Source organism: Lysobacter sp. DMC97, from assembly GCF_056313745.1.
This window is the reverse complement of sequence record NZ_JBQUZR010000004.1, coordinates 264,157-280,418: the sequence shown is the minus strand read 5'-3', so window position 1 is coordinate 280,418 and position 16,262 is coordinate 264,157. Positions and strand designations below refer to the sequence as shown.

At 67.4% G+C, this 16,262-nt stretch carries 12 protein-coding genes, 1 tRNA gene and 2 pseudogenes; all 15 read left to right on the top strand.

The window, feature by feature from the left end; all coding sequences use genetic code 11:
- The 15 genes and pseudogenes from ACT53Q_RS10390 (at nucleotide 1) to pnp (ending at nucleotide 16,210) form a co-directional block, all read left to right on the top strand.
- Nucleotides 1–645 (top strand): NADH-quinone oxidoreductase subunit J, encoded by a 645-nt coding sequence (locus tag ACT53Q_RS10390; RefSeq protein WP_476186569.1) that lies wholly within the window; start codon nucleotides 1–3, stop codon nucleotides 643–645.
- Complete coding sequence (gene nuoK, locus ACT53Q_RS10385) at nucleotides 645–956, top strand: NADH-quinone oxidoreductase subunit NuoK (RefSeq protein WP_476170298.1); 312 nt, start codon at nucleotides 645–647, stop codon at nucleotides 954–956. The genes ACT53Q_RS10390 and nuoK overlap by 1 nt, the downstream gene beginning before the upstream one ends.
- Nucleotides 957–966: 10 nt before the next feature.
- Nucleotides 967–3,078, top strand: coding sequence for an NADH-quinone oxidoreductase subunit L (gene nuoL, locus ACT53Q_RS10380; RefSeq protein WP_476186568.1), 2,112 nt, complete (start codon nucleotides 967–969; stop codon nucleotides 3,076–3,078).
- A 30-nt stretch (nucleotides 3,079–3,108) separates the two neighbouring features.
- Nucleotides 3,109–4,629 (top strand): NADH-quinone oxidoreductase subunit M, encoded by a 1,521-nt coding sequence (locus ACT53Q_RS10375; RefSeq protein WP_476169844.1) that lies wholly within the window; start codon nucleotides 3,109–3,111, stop codon nucleotides 4,627–4,629.
- A gap of 40 nt (nucleotides 4,630–4,669) precedes the next feature.
- Nucleotides 4,670–6,118 carry an NADH-quinone oxidoreductase subunit NuoN gene (gene nuoN / locus ACT53Q_RS10370; protein ID WP_476186567.1) on the top strand — a complete coding sequence of 483 codons (1,449 nt, stop codon included), beginning with the start codon at nucleotides 4,670–4,672 and terminating at the stop codon, nucleotides 6,116–6,118.
- 84 nt (nucleotides 6,119–6,202) lie between these two features.
- Nucleotides 6,203–6,279, top strand: a tRNA-Met gene (locus ACT53Q_RS10365).
- A gap of 170 nt (nucleotides 6,280–6,449) precedes the next feature.
- Entirely contained in the window at nucleotides 6,450–7,049 is a 600-nt protein-coding gene (rimP, locus tag ACT53Q_RS10360) for a ribosome maturation factor RimP (RefSeq protein ID WP_476186566.1), read from the top strand.
- A 96-nt stretch (nucleotides 7,050–7,145) separates the two neighbouring features.
- Complete coding sequence (gene nusA, locus ACT53Q_RS10355; RefSeq protein WP_476186565.1) at nucleotides 7,146–8,657, top strand: transcription termination factor NusA; 1,512 nt, start codon at nucleotides 7,146–7,148, stop codon at nucleotides 8,655–8,657.
- A 97-nt stretch (nucleotides 8,658–8,754) separates the two neighbouring features.
- Nucleotides 8,755–9,522, top strand: a pseudogene (locus ACT53Q_RS10350) (translation initiation factor IF-2); the annotation flags it as partial.
- A 42-nt stretch (nucleotides 9,523–9,564) separates the two neighbouring features.
- Nucleotides 9,565–11,358, top strand: a pseudogene (infB, locus tag ACT53Q_RS10345) (translation initiation factor IF-2); the annotation flags it as partial.
- A 36-nt stretch (nucleotides 11,359–11,394) separates the two neighbouring features.
- Nucleotides 11,395–11,748 (top strand): 30S ribosome-binding factor RbfA, encoded by a 354-nt coding sequence (gene rbfA, locus ACT53Q_RS10340; protein ID WP_476186564.1) that lies wholly within the window; start codon nucleotides 11,395–11,397, stop codon nucleotides 11,746–11,748.
- A gap of 150 nt (nucleotides 11,749–11,898) precedes the next feature.
- Nucleotides 11,899–12,840 (top strand): tRNA pseudouridine(55) synthase TruB, encoded by a 942-nt coding sequence (gene truB / locus ACT53Q_RS10335; RefSeq protein WP_476186563.1) that lies wholly within the window; start codon nucleotides 11,899–11,901, stop codon nucleotides 12,838–12,840.
- Between the two features lie 50 nt (nucleotides 12,841–12,890).
- On the top strand, nucleotides 12,891–13,496 hold the full coding sequence (locus ACT53Q_RS10330) for a hypothetical protein (protein ID WP_476186562.1): 606 nt from the start codon (nucleotides 12,891–12,893) through the stop codon (nucleotides 13,494–13,496).
- 188 nt (nucleotides 13,497–13,684) lie between these two features.
- The gene (gene rpsO, locus ACT53Q_RS10325; RefSeq protein WP_476169837.1) at nucleotides 13,685–13,945 is read left to right on the top strand and encodes a 30S ribosomal protein S15; all 261 of its coding nucleotides are present in this window, start codon (nucleotides 13,685–13,687) and stop codon (nucleotides 13,943–13,945) included.
- A 156-nt stretch (nucleotides 13,946–14,101) separates the two neighbouring features.
- Nucleotides 14,102–16,210, top strand: coding sequence for a polyribonucleotide nucleotidyltransferase (gene pnp / locus ACT53Q_RS10320; protein WP_476186561.1), 2,109 nt, complete (start codon nucleotides 14,102–14,104; stop codon nucleotides 16,208–16,210).
- Nucleotides 16,211–16,262 lie beyond the last annotated feature (52 nt).

Here is a 16,262-nt window from a genome sequence, read left to right as displayed (position 1 = left end):
GTGGAAAACCTGCCGACCATCGCTTTCCTCTTCTTCGCGCTCGTCGCCGTCGTCTCCGCCGGCGCGGTGATCACCGTGCGCAACCCGGTGCACGCCGCACTGTGCCTGGTGCTGACCTTCTTCACCGTCGCCTGCACCTGGATCATCGCCGGCGCCGAGTTCCTCGGCGTGGCCCTGGTCCTCGTCTACGTCGGCGCGGTGATGGTGCTGTTCCTGTTCGTGGTGATGATGCTCGACGTCGACATCGCGCCGCTGCGCGAAGGCTTCGTCCGCTACCTGCCGCTGGGCCTGCTGGTCTCGGTGGTGATGCTGGTCGAGATGCTGACCCTGATCGGCGTGAAGGCGCAGCTGGCCGCCGGTTTCGGTGCCGACCCGGCCGAAGCGCAGGGCCTGTCGAACACCGAGTGGCTGGCGCGCACGCTGTTCACCGACTTCATGCTGCCGTTCGAGACCGCGGCGGTGATCCTGACCATCGCGGTGATCGCGGCGGTGATGCTGACCCTGCGCCGGCGCACCGGCGTGAAGCACCAGAACCCCGCCGAGCAGTCGCGCGTCCGCGCGCAGGACCGCATCCGCATGGTGAAGATGGCGGCCGAACAGCCGGTCGTCGCCGAAACCGCCGCGACCGAGGAGGTGAAATCGTGATCGGACCGCTCGCCCTCGGGCACTACCTGGCGCTCGGCGCCGCGCTGTTCTGCATCAGCGTGGCCGGCATCTTCCTCAACCGGAAGAACGTCATCATCCTGCTGATGTCGATCGAGCTCATGCTGCTCAGCGTCAACATCAACTTCGTCGCCTTCTCGCGCCACCTCGGCGACGCGGCGGGGCAGATCTTCGTGTTCTTCATCCTGACCGTGGCCGCTGCCGAAGCCGCCATCGGTCTGGCGATCCTGGTCACGCTCTTCCGCAACCGCCGGACGATCAACGTGACCGAAATCGACACTCTCAAGGGCTGACGGCACCGGTATGTACGCTATCTCGAAGTCCGTCCTGATCGCCGTCGTGCTCGCGCCGCTGTTCGGCGCGATCCTCGCGGGCCTGTTCGGCCGCCGCATCGGCCGCGCCGGCGCGCACACCGTCACCATCCTCGGCGTCGCCACCGCCTGCGCGCTGTCGGTGTACACGCTGTGGCAACTGCTGCAGGGCGCGACGCCGTTCAACGAGAACGTCTACACCTTCTTCCAGGTGGCCGGTTACGACGCCCACGTCGGCTTCATGATCGACAAGCTGACCGCGATGATGATGGTGGTCGTCACCTTCGTCTCGCTGCTGGTCCATATCTACACCATCGGCTACATGGCCGAAGACCCGGGCTACCAGCGCTTCTTCAGCTACATCAGCCTGTTCACCTTCTCGATGCTGATGCTGGTGATGGGCAACAACTTCCTGCAGCTGTTCTTCGGCTGGGAAGCGGTGGGCCTGGTGTCGTACCTGCTGATCGGTTTCTGGTTCAAGCGGCCCAGCGCGATCTTCGCCAACCTCAAGGCCTTCCTGGTCAACCGTGTCGGCGACTTCGGCTTCCTGCTGGGCATCGCCGCAGTGCTGTACTGGTTCGGCACGCTGGACTACGCCACCGTCTTCGCCAATGCCTCCAGCGTGATCGGCGGCGGCCAGACCGTGCAGATCTTCGCCGGCCACGAATGGTCGGTGGCGACGCTGATCTGCATCTGCCTGTTCATCGGCGCCATGGGCAAGTCGGCGCAGGTGCCGCTGCACGTGTGGCTGCCTGACTCGATGGAAGGCCCGACCCCGATCTCGGCGCTGATCCACGCCGCGACGATGGTGACCGCCGGCATCTTCATGGTCGCGCGCATGTCGCCGCTGTTCGAGCTGTCGCAGACCGCGCTCGACTTCGTGCTGTTCATCGGCGCGACCACCGCGTTCTTCACCGGCCTGATCGGCATCGTCCAGAACGACATCAAGCGCGTCGTCGCGTACTCCACGCTGTCGCAGCTGGGCTACATGACCGTCGCGCTGGGCGTGTCGGCGTACTCGGCCGCGGTCTACCACCTGATGACCCATGCCTTCTTCAAGGCGCTGCTGTTCCTCGCCGCGGGCTCGGTCATCATCGGCATGCACCACGAGCAGGACATGCGGAAGATGGGCGGCCTGCGCAAGTACATGCCGATCACCTTCTGGACGAGCCTGATCGGCACGCTGGCGCTGGTCGGCACGCCGTTCTTCAGCGGCTTCTACTCGAAGGACACCATCATCGAGGCCGCCGCCGAACACGCGCACGAAGCCCACGGCTGGATCGCGACCTACGGCTACTGGTCGGTGCTGCTGGGCGCGTTCGTGACCTCGTTCTACAGCTTCCGCCTGCTGTACCTGACGTTCTTCGGTGAGGAGCGCTTTCGCCACGCGGCCGCGCACGGTCACGACGATCATGCCCATGCCGACGCGCATGGCGACGCGCACCACGACGACCATGCGCATGACGACCATGGCCACGGCCATGGCGCACACGAACCGCACGAGTCGCCGTGGGTGGTCACGCTGCCGCTGGTCCTGCTGGCGATCCCGTCGATCTTCATCGGCTTCTTCACCGTCGGCCCGATGCTGTTCGGCAAGGACATGAGCGGGCATCACGAAGTGCTGCCGTACTTCCTCGGCGCGATCGAGGTGCTCAAGGACCACGACGTGGTCGCCAAACTGGCCGAGGAGTTCCACGGCTCCGTGGCCTTCGCGCTGCACGGTTTCGCTGCTCCCGCGTTCTGGCTGGCCTTCGGCGGCTTCGCGCTGGCGACCTTCCTGTACCTGTTCCGCACCGACCTGCCGGCGAAGCTTGCGGCGTTCCCGCCGTTCGCGCTGGCGGCGCGCGTGCTCAACAACAAGTACGGCATGGACGACCTGTGGATCGGCGGCTTCGCCGGTGGCGGCGTCAAGCTGGGCAAGCTGCTGCGTCGCCACGACGAGGTCGTCATCGACGGCGTGATCGTCAACGGCAGCGCCCGCATCGTCGACCTGGCTTCCGCGCTGCTGCGCCGCACCCAGTCCGGCTACCTGTACCACTACGCCTTCGCGATGATCCTCGGCCTGATCGCCATGCTGGCCGTGCTGATCAACTTCTGGCACTAATCGACACGAACCGACGGATACCGAATCGCGATGCAACACTGGCCCCTTCTCAGCATCCTGATCTGGCTGCCCATCGTCGGCGGTGCGCTGGCGCTCGCGCTCGGCCAGGGCCGCGCGCAGACCGCGCGCTGGCTGGCGCTGACGGTCGCGCTGGCGACCTTCGCGTTCAGCCTGCCGCTGCTCACCGGTTTCGACTACTTCACCTCGGGCATGCAGTTCGTCGAGCAGCGCGAGTGGATCCCGAGCTACGGCATCCAGTACCACCTCGGCGCCGACGGCATCTCGGTGGCGCTGATCGTGCTGACCACGCTGACCACCGCGCTGGTGCTGATCGGTGCGTGGACGTCGATCGACAAGCGCGTGAACCAGTACGTGGCCGCGTTCCTGTTCCTCGAAGGCCTGATGGTCGGCGTGTTCTCCGCCATCGACGCGATGCTGTTCTACGTGTTCTTCGAGGGCATGCTGATCCCGATGTTCATCATCATCGGCGTCTGGGGCGGCCCGCGCCGCGTCTACGCGTCGGTGAAGTTCTTCCTGTACACGTTCCTCGGCTCGGTGTTCATGCTGGTCGGGCTGATCTACCTGTACCTGAAGGCCGGCAGCTGGCAGCTGCCCGACCTGTACGCACTGCGCCTCGAAGCCCACGAGCAGATGTGGCTGTTCTTCGCCTTCCTGATCGCGTTCGCGGTGAAGGTGCCGATGTTCCCGGTCCACACCTGGCTGCCCGATGCGCACGTCGAGGCGCCGACCGGCGGCTCGGTGATCCTGGCCGCGATCATGCTGAAGATCGGCGGTTACGGTTTCCTGCGCTTCAACCTGCCGATCGTGCCGGACGCGAGCCACGACTACGCCTGGCTCGTGATCGCGCTGAGCCTGATCGCGGTGGTCTACATCGGCCTGGTCGCGCTGGTGCAGGAGGACATGAAGAAGCTGATCGCGTATTCGTCGATCTCGCACATGGGGTTCGTCACCCTCGGCACCTTCATCGCGCTGATGCTGATCCGAGATTCCAGCGACCCGAACGCCGCCAATGCCGCGCGCCTCGGCTTGCAGGGCGCGATGGTGCAGATGATCTCGCACGGCTTCATCTCCGGCGCAATGTTCTCCTGCGTCGGTGTGCTCTACGACCGCATGCACAGCCGCATGATCCGCGACTACGGCGGCGTGGCCAACGTGATGCCGTGGTTCGCGATGTTCTTCGTGCTGTTCGGTATGGCCAACTCCGGCCTGCCGGGCACGTCCGGCTTCGTCGGCGAGTTCATGGTGGTGCTGGCCAGCTTCCAGGCGCACCCGATGATCGCCTTCACCGCCGCCATCACCCTGATCGTCGGCGCGGCCTACACGCTGTGGCTGGTCAAGCGCGTGGTGTTCGGCGAAGTCGGCAACGCCCACGTCGCCGAGCTCGAGGACATCAATCCCCGCGAGTGGATCGTGCTGTCGGTCTTCGCGGCCGGCACGCTGCTGATCGGCGTGTATCCCAAACTGCTGACCGACCTGATGGAGCCGGCCATCGCCCAGCTCGCCAGCCAGTTGGCCGCCAGCAAGCTCTGAGAACGACACGCGGGTTCAACCCCCAGGTTCCGGGAAGATCATGATCACGACCAACGTCACCGCCGCCTCCCTGCTGCCGCTCCTGCCGGAGCTGGTGCTCGTGGGCGCCGCGTTCTCGCTGCTGCTGCTCGACCTGTTCGTCAGCGAACGCCAGCGCGGCCTCGTCCACGGACTCGCCGTCGCCACGCTGATCGGCGTCGCCGGCCTCATCGCGCTGGGCGTCGGTGGCGACGCCGCCAGCCTGCACGGCAGCTTCCTCGGCGGCATGTTCGTGCGCGACACCATGGCCGACGTGCTGAAGTGGGTGGCCTGCATCGTCAGTGCGGCCTCGCTGGTCTACAGCTGGGCCTTCCTGCGCGAGCGCGGCCTGTACAAGGGCGAGATCGCGGTGCTGATGCTGTTCGCGGTCGCCGGCATGATGCTGCTGATCTCGGCCGGCAGCCTGGTGATGGTCTATCTCGGCCTGGAACTGCTGGCGCTGTGCTCGTACGCGCTGGTCGCGATCGACCGCGACAGCCCGCTCGCCTCCGAAGCGGCGATGAAGTACTTCGTGCTGGGCTCGCTGGCCTCGGGCCTGCTGCTGTTCGGCATGTCGCTGGTCTACGGCGGCGCCGGCAGCCTCGATCTCGCCGTCATCCACGGTGCCGGCACGGACAACCCGCTGCTGCTCACCGGCGTGGTGCTGATGGTCGCCGGCATCGCCTTCAAGTTCGGCGCCGCACCGTTCCACATGTGGTTGCCGGACGTCTACGAAGGCGCGCCCACGCCGATCACGCTCTTCATCGGCGCCGCGCCCAAGCTTGCCGCGTTCGCGATGGCGTACCGCCTGCTGGAAGGCGGCGTCGGCCAGCTCGACGCCGAGTGGCGCCTGATGCTCTCGCTGCTCGCGGCCGCTTCGCTGGCGATCGGCAACCTCATCGCGCTGGCGCAGACCAACCTCAAGCGCATGCTCGCGTATTCGACGGTCTCGCACGTCGGCTTCCTGCTGCTGGGCCTGTCCGGTGGCGGTGCGTCGGGCTATGCCGCATCGATGTTCTACGCGATCTCCTACGCGATCATGGCGGCCGCGTCCTTCGGCACGATCATCATCCTGTCGCGCAAGGGTTTCGAGGCCGATCGCATCGACGACTACAAGGGCCTCAACGCGCGCAGTCCGTGGATGGCGTGGCTGGTACTGTGCGTGATGGCGTCGCTGGCCGGCGTGCCGCCGTTCCTCGGTTTCTGGGCGAAGCTCGCCGTGCTGCGCGCGGCGTGGGAGGGCGGCCAGATCTGGCTGACGATCGTCGCGATCGTGTTCGCGGTCATCGGCGCGTTCTATTACCTGCGCGTGATCCGCGCGATGTTCTTCGACGAACCGCAGGGCGAACCGATGGTGCAGCGCGACGACATCGCCCTGCGCGTGGTGTTCGCGGTGAACGCGCTCGGCCTGCTCGTGCTCGGTCTGGCGTGGGATCCGCTCATGGCCTGGTGCCAGCAGGCGTTCGCCTGAAGATGAAGACGCCTGCATTCAGTCTTCGCGACTGAACAGGGCTTGCAACAGCCGTACGGGATCGGCATAATCTCGTTTCTCTGCTGCGGGGTGGAGCAGTCTGGCAGCTCGTCGGGCTCATAACCCGAAGGTCGCAGGTTCAAATCCTGCCCCCGCTACCACGTTTCTTCCATGTGTTCCGGCTTCGACCGGAGCGCATGGGAAACGGGGCTTGTCGAAACGGTTGCTCCCGTTTCGACGCCGACATCCAGCGGTATCGGACAAGGGGCCCCACGGCCCCTTTTTCGTTTCCGATTTTTGCGTATTCCGACCCCCGGAGCATCGCCGCAACATGGCGGACAAAGCCACCGACATCGCCGCACTGCTGTCGCCGACCGTCCAGGCGCTCGGCCTGGAACTGCTCGGCGTCGAGTATCTCCCCGCACCGGGCGGCGCGACGCTGCGGCTGTACATCGATCGTCCGGCCACGGAACCCCTGCGCGGGCCGCTGCCGGAAGGCGAGGGCAGTGCGCAGCACGTCGGCATCGAGGATTGCGAAGCGGTGAGCCGCGAGGTGTCGGCGTTGCTCGACGTCGAGGACCCGATCAGCGGCCACTACACGCTCGAAGTGTCGTCGCCCGGCGTCGATCGCCCGCTGTTCACCGCGGCGCAGTGCGCGCGTTTCCTTGGCGAAGAAGCCAAGATCGTGCTGAAGCTGCCGCAGGACGGCCGCCGTCGCTTTCAGGGCCGCATCGCGGCGGTCGAAGGCGATCGCGTCGAGTTCTCGATCGAGGCGAAGCCGGAAAACGCGATCCTGTCGGTGACGTTCGACAACATCGAGAAGGCTCGCCTGGTGCCGGACTGGGCCGCGCTCGGTTACGCGCCGACGAAGCCCGGCAAGAAGCCCGCGGGCAGGAAGCCGGACGCGAAGCGTTCCGACGGCAAGGGATAACGATCCAACGATCGCGGGCCGTCCGGCCCGCGGGGACGCGGCGACGTGTCCCGGCCCCACGAATGAGTGAATCCAAAGGTTCTAGAGGCAAACAAGATGAGTAAGGATCTGCTGCTGGTCGTCGACGCGGTCGCCAACGAAAAGCGCGTGCCCGAGTCGGTCATCATCGAGGCGCTCGAAGCCGCGCTGGCCACCGCCGCCAAGAAGCGCTACCAGGACCAGGACGTGCTGACGCGCGTGTCGATCAATCCCAAGGACGGCAGCTACGAGACCTTCCGTCGCTGGGAAGTGGTCGCCGACGACGTGGTGATGGAATCGCCGGATCGCCAGATCCGCCTGATGGACGCGGTCGACGAAGTCGAAGGCGTCGAGGTCGGCGACTACATCGAGGAGCAGATCGAGAACCCCGAATTCGGCCGCATCGGTGCGCAGGCCGCCAAGCAGGTGATCGTCCAGCGCGTGCGCGAGGCCGAGCGCCAGCAGGTCGTCGATGCGTGGAAGGACCACGTCGGCGAACTGATCACCGGCACGGTCAAGCGCGTCGAGCGCGGCAACGTCTACGTCGAACTGCCCGACAAGGTCGAGGCGTTCATCCCGCGCGACAAGGCGATCCCGCGTGACGTCGTGCGCGCCGGCGACCGCATCCGCGGCTTCCTGTCCGACGTCCGCAGCGAACCGCGTGGCCCGCAGCTGTTCATCAGCCGCGTCGCCCCCGAATTCATGATGGAGCTGTTCAAGCTCGAAGTGCCGGAAGTCGGCCAGGGCCTGGTCGAGATCAAGGCCTGCGCGCGTGATCCGGGCGATCGCGCCAAGATCGCGGTCGTCGCCTACGACAACCGCACCGATCCGATCGGCGCCTGCATCGGCATGCGCGGTTCGCGCGTGCAGGCGGTGTCGAACGAACTGAACGGCGAGCGCGTCGACATCGTGCTGTGGTCGGACAACCCGGCCCAGTTCGTCATCAACGCGATGGCGCCGGCCGAAGTGCAGTCGATCATCGTCGACGAAGAGAAGCACTCGATGGACCTCGCGGTCGCCGAGGAACGCCTGGCGCAGGCGATCGGCAAGGGCGGCCAGAACGTGCGCCTCGCCAGCCGCCTGACCGGCTGGCAGCTCAACGTCATGACCGCCGACCAGGTGCAGGCCAAGAGCGAGGCCGAGCAGGCCGCCGCCCGCCGCCTGTTCATGGACAAGCTGGAAGTCGACGAGGAGATCGCCGGCATCCTGGTGGCCGAGGGCTTCAACACGGTCGAGGAAATCGCCTACGTGCCGGTCGGCGAGCTGCTGGCGGTCGAGGGCTTCGACGAGGACATCGTCGAGGAGCTCCGCTCCCGCGCCCGCGACGCCCTGCTGAACGAGGCGCTGGCGGTCGAGGAGGAACTGGACGAGCACCAGCCCGCCGACGACCTGCTGTCGCTGGACGGCATGGACAGCGAGACCGCCTACGCCCTGGCCGGGCACGGCGTCCGCACCGTCGAGGAGCTGGGCGAACTGGCGGCCGACGAAGTCGCCGAGTTCGGGATCGAGGGGCTGGACGAGGCCCGCGCCGCGGCGCTGATCCTGGCCGCCCGCGCCGAGGAAATCGCCCGGCTGGAACGCGAAGGCTGAGTCGTCCCCGGGCGCCCCGGCGCCCCCCGCAGTAGAATTGCCAGATACTGCCAGATCACATGCGCGGCCCGCCGCGTCATAGAGAAACGGATACCGAATGTCGCAGCAAACCACCATCCGCAAGCTGGCCGAACTGGTGAACACGCCGGTCGAGAAACTGCTGGAGCAGCTGGCCGAAGCCGGCATGACCTTCAGCGGTCCCGACCAGATCGTGACCAGTGCCGAGAAGCTGAAGCTGCTCGGCTTCCTCAAGCGCGCACACGGCAAGAGCGAACCGACCGTCGAAGACCCGGTCGCGGCGAAGAAGATCACGCTCAGCCGCAACAGCAAGCAGGAAATCACCGTCGGCGGCGGCAAGAACAAGACCACCGTCGACGTGGTGGTGCGCAAGAAGGTCACGCTGGTGAAGCGGCCGGAAGGCGGCGCCGATGCCGGTGGCAACGACGAGCGCGCCGAGATCCTGCGCAAGCTCGAGGAATCGCGCCAGCGCAACCTCGAAGAGCAGCAGCGGCTCGCCGCCGAGGACCGCAAGCGCGCCGAAGAGGCCGCCGAGCGCAAGCGCATCGCCGACGAGGCCGCCGCGCGCGCCGCGGCCGAGGCCGCGCTGGCTGCGGGGACGGTCGCCGAGACCACCGACGAGGCCGCCGCGCGCCCGAAGGTCGCCGGCCACGGTCATCCCAAGCCGGCGCGCCCCGATGCGCCGCGCGTCGACGACCGCAACGCACACAAGGCCAAGCCGAACCGCGGCTCGCACGCGATGGTGGCCGACGTCGAGGACGACGACGCCACCGCGCGCTTCGCCGGCCAGTTGCACCTCAGCACGGCCGAGCGTGAACGTCGCTCGACCTCGCGTGGCAGCAAGACCCGCCAGACCCGTCGCCAGATCGAACAGAGCCGCAGCGGCGGCGGCCAGCACGGGTTCACCCGACCCACGGAGAAAGTCGTGCGCGAAGTGTCGATCGGCGAAGCCATCACCGTGTCCGATCTCGCGCAGAAGCTCGCGCTGAAGGGCGGTGATGTGGTCAAGGCGCTGTTCAAGATGGGCGTGATGGCCACCATCACCCAGACCATCGACCACGACACCGCGGCGCTGGTGACCGAGGAACTCGGCCACAAGGCGATCCGCGCCGAGAGCGACGACGCCGAGACCGAACTGCTCGCGCACATCGAGGACCAGCAGGGCGACAAGCGCGCCCGTCCGCCGGTGGTCACGATCATGGGCCACGTCGACCATGGCAAGACCTCGCTGCTGGACTACATCCGCCGCACCAAGGTCGCCTCGGGCGAAGCCGGCGGCATCACCCAGCACATCGGCGCGTACCACGTCGAGACGCCGAAGGGCGTGGTCAGCTTCCTCGACACCCCGGGCCACGCCGCGTTCACCGCGATGCGCGCCCGCGGCGCCAAGCTCACCGACATCGTGATCCTGGTGGTCGCGGCCGACGACGGCGTGATGCCGCAGACGGTCGAGGCGATCCAGCACGCGAAGTCGGCCGGCGTGCCGATCGTGGTCGCGGTCAACAAGATCGACAAGTCCGACGCCGACCCGCTGCGGGTCAAGAACGAACTGCTCGCGCACGGCATCGTGGCCGAGGACTTCGGCGGCGAGACCCAGTGCATCGAAGTGTCGGCCAAGACCGGCAAGGGCATCGACGAACTGCTCGACGCCGTGCTGCTGCAGGCCGAAGTGCTGGAACTGACGGCGGTCGCCGACGGTCGCGCCTCGGGCGTGGTCATCGAGTCCGCGCTCGACAAGGGCCGCGGCCCGGTCGCGACGGTGCTGGTGCAGGAAGGCCTGCTGCAGAAGGGCGATTACCTCGTCTGCGGCGTGCAGTACGGCCGCGTGCGCGCGCTGTTCGACGAAACCGGTTCGCAGGTCCAGAGCGCCGGCCCGTCGATCCCGGTGCAGGTGCTCGGCCTGTCGGGCGTGCCGGACGCGGGCGACGACTTCGTCGTGGTCGCCGACGAGCGCCTGGCGAAGGACGTGGCCCAGCAGCGCGAGGCCAAGCGCCGCGAGCTGCGCCTGGTGCAGTCCGCCGGCAACCGCATGGAAGACATCATGGCCCAGATGGGGTCGGGTGGCAGCCAGCTGTCGCTGAACCTGGTGGTGAAGGCGGACGTGCAGGGTTCGGCCGAGGCGCTGCGCCAGGCCCTGACCAGCCTGTCCAACGACCAGATCCGCATCAACCTGATCGTCTCCGGCGTGGGCGGCATCACCGAATCCGACGCCAACTCCGCGCTGGCGGCGAAGGCCACGATCATCGGCTTCAACGTCCGTGCCGACGCCTCGGCGCGCAAGGTGATCGACGCCAACAACCTCGACCTGCGCTACTTCTCGATCATCTACGACGTCATCGACCAGGTGAAGCAGGTGGCGTCCGGCCTGCTGGGCAAGGAGATCCGCGAAGAGATCATCGGTACCGCCGAGGTCCGCGACGTCTTCCGCAGCTCCAAGTTCGGCGCGGTCGCGGGCTGCATGGTCATCGAGGGCGTGGTCAAGCGCAACAAGCCGATCCGCGTGCTGCGCGACAACACGGTCATCTTCGAGGGCGAGCTGGAATCGCTGCGCCGCTTCAAGGAGAACGTCGACGAAGTGCGCAACGGCACCGAGTGCGGCATCGGCGTGAAGGCGTACAACGACGTCAAGCCGGGCGACCAGATCGAATGCTTCGAGCGCATCGAAGTGCAGCGCACGCTGTGATCACGCCGTGATCATGTCGTCCCGCCGGATCCGCTGATGCCGAAGAAATCGTTCCACCGCACCGACCGCGTCTCCGCCCAGCTCCGCAGGGAGCTGGGTGCGATCGTGCACGCCATGGTGCGCGAGCACGGCCTGCCGTCGGTCAGCGTCTCCGACGTCGAGGTCAGCCGCGACATGGCCCACGCGAAGGTGTTCTTCACCGCGCTGCAGGCCGAGCGCGCGAAGGAAGCGCTGAAGGGCCTCAAGGAGGCCGCGCCGGAAATCCGCCGCGAACTCGCGCATGCCGTGCGCATGCGCCACACGCCCGAACTGCATTTCGAATACGACGATTCGGTGGATCGCGGCGAACGCATCGACCACCTGCTGCGGGACCTCGGCACCGATTCGTAGGGTGGGCCCCGGGCCCACCGTTTCGACGGTTCCGTTCGAGGTTGCGGACGGTGAGACGGCTTCGATCGTCGTCCGTCGTGATCCGCGATGCCGCAATGGCGGGCCAGGGCCCGCCCGACAAACCCCAGCGGTTGGGAATATGATCCCCTGATGGCCCAGGCCTCCAAGAAAACCTTCCGCAAGCTCGACGGCATCCTGCTGCTCGACAAGCCGCAGGGACTGAGCTCGAACCAGGCGCTGCAGCGCGTGCGGCACCTGTTCCGTGCGGAGAAGGCGGGGCACACCGGCAGTCTCGATCCGCTCGCCACCGGCCTGCTGCCGGTGTGCTTCGGCGAGGCCACCAAACTCGCGGGCGACCTGCTTGGCTCGCGCAAGGCCTACGACACCGTGGCGCGGCTGGGCATCGTCACCGACACCGACGACGCCGAGGGCCGGTCGCTGCGCGAGCGTCCCGTCGGCCATTACGACATCGCCACGATCGACGCCGCGCTGCGCGGCCTCACCGGCCACATCGCGCAGGTGCCGCCGATCTATTCCGCGCTCAAGCGCGGCGGCGAGCCGCTGTACGCCAAGGCACGTCGTGGCGAAACGATCGAGATCGAGCCGCGGATGATCGACGTGCATGCCTTCGAGCTGCTGTCGGAACAGGACCTGCTCGACGGCGACGCGCCGCAGCTGCGGTTGCACGTCGAATGCGGTTCGGGCACGTACGTGCGCAGCCTCGTGCGCGACCTCGGCGAAGCGCTGGGCTGCGGCGCGCACGTCGCCGAGCTGCGCCGGCTGTGGGTCGACCCGTTCCGCGATCCGCGGATGTGGACGCTGGCCTCGCTGCAGGCGCTGGCCGAGCGCGACCCGCACTGCCTCGATGCCTGCCTGCTGCCGCTGGAGATCGGCCTGGTCGGCCATCGCCGGGTCGACCTGACCGACGACGCCGCACGGCGCTTCCGCCAGGGCCAGCGCCTGCATCTGACCCACGAGCGGCCCGGCGACTGCGCGGTGTTCGATGCGGACGGCCGCGCCTGCGGGCTGGCCTCGATCGACGACGACGGCGTGCTGGCGCCGCAGCGCGTCTTCCACCGCCCCTCGCCCTGAACCCGACATCCGCGCCCTGCCGCGCCCGTTCCGCCGACAAGGAGTTCCCCGTGCGCCATCCGTTCGCTTCGTTTGCCCGTCCCGTCCTGGCCCTCATGCTGCTGTGCGGCGCCCTGCCGCTGTCGGCCGCCGAGCTGACGCCGGACATGACGCCCCAGCAGGTCGCCGCCGAGAGCTTCACCCGGATGCGTGCCGGCGACTGGCCGGGCGCGGCCGCCACGTTCGATCCGGCGGCGCTGCGCCAGTTCCGCGGCATGCTCGGCGCGACCGACAGTTCCGGCAAGCTGGCGCCGATGCTGCAGATGCTGCTGGGCGTGGACGATGCGGCCGCCCTGGCCAGGCTGGACGACGCGGCGTTCTTCGCGGGATTCCTGAAGACGATGATGGGTCGGGCGCAAGGCATGGTGTCGCTGGGCGACCAGCAGATCCTCGGCGCCGTGCCCGAGGGCGACCACCAGGTCCACCTGGTGACCCGGAACACGGCCGAGGCCATGGGCATCAAGATGACCCGGATGGAGGTGGTCAGCCTGAACCGCACGCCGCAGGGCTGGCGCCTGGCCCTCAGCGGGCAGATGGAGGGCATGGCCGAGGTGATGCGCAAGATGTCCGAGGCCGCGGCGCTTCCGGCGCCCGCCACGGATACCGGAAAGCCCTGACCGGCCTTTCTCGGGCCCGGAGCCTTGTCCGGGCGAGGGGGGCGGGCTACAATTCCGATGCTGTCCGGGCCGGTTTCGACCGCACCCCGGACAGCGTCGTTTTTCCCATCCCATCAGGCGGCACCTGCGGTGCGCGGTATCCGGCATGACCGGCCGCTTTCCTGCAATGCCCGCGTCAAGAGGCTCCCATGTCCATCGATTCCGCCCAGATCATCGACGCCAACAAGCGCAGCGCCAACGACACCGGTTCGCCGGAAGTCCAGGTCGCGCTGCTGTCGGCCCGCATCTCGCAGCTCACCGAACACTTCAAGACCCACAAGCAGGACCACCACAGCCGTCGCGGCCTGCTGAAGATGGTCAACCGCCGTCGCAGCCTGCTCGACTACCTGCACCGCAAAGACGCGGAGCGCTACAAGGCCCTGATCGAGAAGCTCGGTCTGCGCCGCTAAGCTTCAGACCCACCGCGGCGCAGCAATGCGCCGCGGTTTCGTTTTGGGGACACCTGTCCCGCGCAACACCGGCCGCGACCGCGGCCACCCGGGCCCGGCAGGGGCCGCGTCCCGGTTCAGCATCGCCCATCGACATCGATCCGAGGAATTTCCAACGTGGCAAAAGTGACCAAGCGTTTCCAGTACGGCCGGCATGAAGTGGTGCTCGAGACCGGCGAAATCGCCCGCCAGGCCGGCGGCGCAGTGATGGTGTCGGTGGATGGCACCGTGGTGCTGGTGACGGCCGTCGCCGCCAAGTCGGCCCGTGAAGGACAGGACTTCTTCCCGCTCACCGTCGATTATCAGGAAAAGTTCTACGCCGGCGGCCGCATCCCGGGTGGCTTCTTCAAGCGCGAAGGCCGTCCGACGGAGAAGGAAACGCTGATCTGCCGCCTGATCGACCGTCCGATCCGTCCGCTGTTCCCGGAAGAGTTCCGCAACGAAGTCCAGATCATCGCGACGCTGGTGTCGCTGAATCCGGAAGTCGAGGGCGACATCCCGGCGATGATCGGCGCTTCGGCCGCGCTGGCCCTGACCGGCGCCCCGTTCCAGGGGCCGATCGGTGCCGCCAAGGTCGGTTACAAGAACGGCCAGTACATCCTCAACCCGTCCGTCAGCGAGCTGAAGGAATCGGAGCTGGAGCTGATCGTCGCGGGTACCTCGCAGGCCGTGCTGATGGTGGAGTCGGAAGCGAAGGAACTGTCGGAAGAGGTGATGCTGGGCGCGGTGGTCTTCGGCCACCAGGCGCAGCAGGCGGTGATCCACGCCATCAATGAACTGGTCGTCGAAGCCGGCACCAAGTCGTGGGAATGGCAGGCGCCGGCGAAGAACGACGCCATGATCGCCGCGCTGAAGGAAGCCGTGGGCAGCCAGCTCGCCGCCGCCTTCCAGGTGCGCGACAAGCTGCAGCGTCGCGACGCCATCTCCGCGATCAAGAAGGACGTGCTGGGCGCCCTCGCGCCGCGCGCCGAGGCCGAAGGCTGGAACGCCGGCGAGCTGTCGAAGGAATTCGGCGAACTCGAATACCGCACCATGCGCGACTCGGTGCTCGACACCAAGATCCGCATCGATGGCCGCACCCTCGACGCCGTGCGTCCGATCACCTGCAAGATCGGCGTGCTGCCGCGCGTCCACGGCTCGGCGCTGTTCACCCGCGGCGAGACCCAGGCGCTGGTCGTGACCACCCTCGGCACCGCGCGTGACGGCCAGATCATGGACGACGTCGCCGGCGAGTGGAAGGAACACTTCCTGTTCCACTACAACTTCCCGCCGTACTCCGTCGGCGAGACCGGCCGCTTCGGTGCGCCGAAGCGCCGCGAGATCGGCCACGGCCGCCTCGCCAAGCGCGGCGTGCTGGCGATGATGCCGGGCATGGAAGCGTTCCCGTACACGATCCGCGTGGTCTCTGAAATCACCGAGTCGAACGGCTCCTCGTCGATGGCCTCGGTGTGCGGCTCCTCGCTCGCGCTGATGGACGCCGGCGTGCCGGTGAAGCGTCCGGTCGCGGGCATCGCGATGGGCCTGGTGAAGGAAGAGAGCGCGTTCGTCGTGCTGTCCGACATCCTCGGCGACGAAGACCATCTCGGCGACATGGACTTCAAGGTGGCCGGCAGCGAGCAGGGCGTCACCGCGCTGCAGATGGACATCAAGATCCAGGGCATCACCGAAGAGATCATGAAGGTCGCGCTGGCCCAGGCGAAGCAGGGCCGCCTGCACATCCTCGGCGAGATGGCGAAGGCGATCACCACGCCGCGCGCCGAGCTGAGCGAGTACGCGCCGCGTCTGCTGACCATGAAGATCCATCCGGACAAGATCCGCGAAGTGATCGGCAAGGGTGGCGCCACGATCCAGGCGATCACCAAGGAAACCGGCACGCAGATCGACATCCAGGACGACGGCACGATCGTCATCGCTTCCGTCAATGCCGCCGCCGCGCAGGCCGCGAAGGCGCGCATCGAGCAGATCACCTCGGACGTCGAGCCGGGCCGGATCTACGAAGGCAAGGTCGCGAAGATCATGGACTTCGGCGCGTTCGTCACCATCCTGCCGGGCAAGGACGGCCTGGTCCACGTCTCGCAGATCTCCAGCGAGCGCGTGGAGAAGGTCAGCGACAAGCTGAAGGAAGGCGACGTGGTGAAGGTCAAGGTGCTGGAAGTCGACAAGCAGGGCCGCATCCGCCTGTCGATGAAGGCCGTGGCCGAAGGCGAAGGCCTGTCCGGCGAATAAGCCGCCTGCCGCTCCGCGCTTCCCCGAAGCCCGCCGTGAAAACGGCGGGCTT

Bases quoted from the DNA above. Each gene is read 5' to 3' on its own strand.
- nusA (WP_476186565.1), top strand. From the start codon at position 7,146: ATGAGTAAGGATCTGCTGCTGGTCGTCGACGCGGTCGCCAACGAAAAG.
- nuoL (WP_476186568.1), top strand. From the start codon at position 967: ATGTACGCTATCTCGAAGTCCGTCCTGATCGCCGTCGTGCTCGCGCCG.
- rbfA (WP_476186564.1), top strand. From the start codon at position 11,395: ATGCCGAAGAAATCGTTCCACCGCACCGACCGCGTCTCCGCCCAGCTC.
- rimP (WP_476186566.1), top strand. From the start codon at position 6,450: ATGGCGGACAAAGCCACCGACATCGCCGCACTGCTGTCGCCGACCGTC.
- truB (WP_476186563.1), top strand. From the start codon at position 11,899: ATGGCCCAGGCCTCCAAGAAAACCTTCCGCAAGCTCGACGGCATCCTG.
- rpsO (WP_476169837.1), top strand. From the start codon at position 13,685: ATGTCCATCGATTCCGCCCAGATCATCGACGCCAACAAGCGCAGCGCC.
- ACT53Q_RS10375 (WP_476169844.1), top strand. From the start codon at position 3,109: ATGCAACACTGGCCCCTTCTCAGCATCCTGATCTGGCTGCCCATCGTC.
- nuoN (WP_476186567.1), top strand. From the start codon at position 4,670: ATGATCACGACCAACGTCACCGCCGCCTCCCTGCTGCCGCTCCTGCCG.